The organism is Mesorhizobium sp. (genome assembly GCF_017306585.1).
Lineage (GTDB): Bacteria > Pseudomonadota > Alphaproteobacteria > Rhizobiales > Rhizobiaceae > Mesorhizobium.
On the sequence record NZ_JAFKIC010000367.1, the window covers coordinates 1 to 2482 of the forward strand.

The window sequence follows — 2482 nt, forward strand, 5'->3', positions numbered from 1 at the left end:
CTGTCCCACATCATGCAGGGCGGCCGCGACGCGATCGTCATTCCCTCGCGATTCGACCCCTGCGGGCTGACGCCGCTCTACGGCCTGCGCTACGGCTGCGTCCCGGTGGTCGCCCGCACCGGCGGTCTTGCCGACACCATCATCGACGCCAATGAGGCGGCGCTTGCCGCTGGCGTCGCCACGGGCTTCCAGTTCGCGCCCAACAATGGCGGCGCCATGCTGCACGCCATTCGCCGCCTGGTCGACGCCCATGCCAACCCGGCGACCTTCGAAACCATCCAGCGCCAGGGTATGAAGACCGATGTGTCGTGGGATCGAAGCGCTGACAGATACGTTGAACTCTACCGCCTGCTGCTTTCGAAAAGGGTTGCCTGAAGCATGATACGGACCGTCCCCACCAAGCCCTATTCCGACCAGAAGCCAGGCACGTCGGGCCTGCGCAAGAAAGTGCCCGTGTTCCAGCAGGAGCACTATGCCGAGAATTTCATCCAGTCGATCTTCGATGCGCTCGACGGGTTCAAGGGCAAGACGCTGGTGATCGGCGGCGACGGCCGCTACTACAATCGCGAGGTCATCCAGAAGGCCATCGCCATCGCAGCCGCCAACGGCTTCGGCAAGGTTATGGTGGGGCAGGGCGGCATCCTGTCGACGCCGGCCGCCTCGCATGTCATCCGCAAATACAAGACTTTCGGCGGCATCATCCTGTCGGCCAGCCACAATCCTGGCGGCCCGCACGAGGATTTCGGCATCAAGTACAATGCTGGCAATGGCGGCCCGGCGCCGGAAAAGCTGACGGACGCGATCTTCGCCAAGACCAAGGCGATCTCGAGTTTCAAGACCGTGGACATCGATCCGATCGACATCGATACGATCGGCACGGTGAAGGCCGCCGGCATGACGGTCGAGATCATCGATCCGGTCACCGACTATGCCGAGATGATGGAAAGCCTGTTCGACTTCGATGCGCTGCGCAAGCTGTTCAAGTCGGGCTTCCGCATGCGCTTCGACGCCATGCATGCGGTAACCGGCCCCTATGCCAAGGAAATCCTCGAACATCGGCTTGGCGCGCCCAACGGCACTTGCCGCAACTTCAAGCCGCTGCCGGATTTCGGCGGCCACCACCCCGATCCGAACCTCGTCCACGCAAAACACCTCTATGACGAGATGATGGGTCCCGACGCGCCCGATTTCGGCGCCGCTTCCGACGGCGACGGCGACCGCAACCTGATCATCGGCAAGGGCATTTTCGTCACCCCGTCGGATTCGGTTGCCATGCTTGCCGCCAATGCGCGCCTGGCACCTGGCTACAAGGACGGCCTGAAGGGTATTGCCCGTTCCATGCCGACCAGCGGCGCCGCCGACCGCGTTGCGCACAAGCTCGGCATTGGCATTTATGAGACGCCGACCGGCTGGAAGTTCTTCGGCAATCTGCTCGACGCCGGCATGGCGACGATCTGCGGCGAGGAAAGTGCCGGCACCGGGTCCAACCATGTCCGCGAGAAGGACGGCCTTTGGGCGGTGCTTCTGTGGCTCAACATCCTCGCCGCGCGCGGCGAGAGCTGCAAACAGGTCGTTACCGAGCATTGGGCGACCTATGGGCGCAACTACTATTCGCGCCACGACTATGAGGAGGTCGAGAGCGACCGCGCCAATGCGCTTGTCGACGAACTCAGGGCCAAGCTCGGCTCATTGCCCGGCACCAGCGTGCGAGGCCTGAAGATCGCCAATGCCGATGACTTTGCCTATCACGACCCGGTCGACGGCTCGACCAGCGAGCATCAGGGCATCAGGATCCTGTTCGAAGGCGGCTCCCGTGTCGTTTTCCGGCTTTCCGGCACCGGTACCTCCGGCGCGACACTGCGCGTCTATATCGAGCGCTACGAACCGGACACGGCCAGGCACGACCTCGACACGCAAGTGGCGCTCGCCGACCTGATCGCGGCCGCCAACGACATTGCCGGCATCAAGAGCCATACCGGCCGCAACAAGCCGAGCGTGATTACTTGAGGGTGGCGGTGAGGGCTTTCCCTTCTCCCCTTGTGGGAGAAGGTGTCCGAGCGGAGCTCGGACGGATGAGGGGTGCTCCAACCTGGAGTAAACCGGAGACCGGAACGCCGTCGCCTCATTCCTTCCAGCACCCCTCATCCGTCTCGGCGCTGCGCGCCGATCCACCTTCTCCCGCAAGGGGAGAAGGCGAGGAGCCCGCATGACCCAGCTCGGCGCCACCATCACCCCCGAAGGCATCCGCTTCGCCGCCTGGTCCTCGTCGGCCCGTCGCCTGTGGGTCTCGATCTTCGACGATCAGGGAAACCGCGAGATCGACCGGCTCGAACTGCAACCTCAAGGCGATGGCGTCCACGCGCGCCTTGTCCCTGGCCTTGCCGCAGGCACGCGCTATGGCTTCCGCGCCGACGGCGATTATGCGCCCGACCGGGGACTGTGGTTCGATCCCGACAAGCTGCTGACCGATCCCTACGCCATC

1 protein-coding gene and 2 pseudogenes are annotated in these 2482 nt (G+C 64.0%); all 3 read left to right on the forward strand.

The annotated features are described in order from the left end of the window. Positions 1-375, forward strand: a pseudogene (locus tag J0I79_RS34825) (glycosyltransferase); the annotation flags it as partial. Between the two features lie 3 nt (positions 376-378). After that, a complete protein-coding gene (locus J0I79_RS34830; RefSeq protein WP_292870679.1) occupies positions 379-2007 on the forward strand; it encodes an alpha-D-glucose phosphate-specific phosphoglucomutase in 1629 nt (542 codons plus the stop codon). A 199-nt stretch (positions 2008-2206) separates the two neighbouring features. Then, positions 2207-2482, forward strand: a pseudogene (locus J0I79_RS34835) (glycogen debranching enzyme GlgX); the annotation flags it as partial.

Bases quoted from the DNA above. Each gene is read 5' to 3' on its own strand.
- J0I79_RS34830 (WP_292870679.1), top strand. From the start codon at position 379: ATGATACGGACCGTCCCCACCAAGCCCTATTCCGACCAGAAGCCAGGC.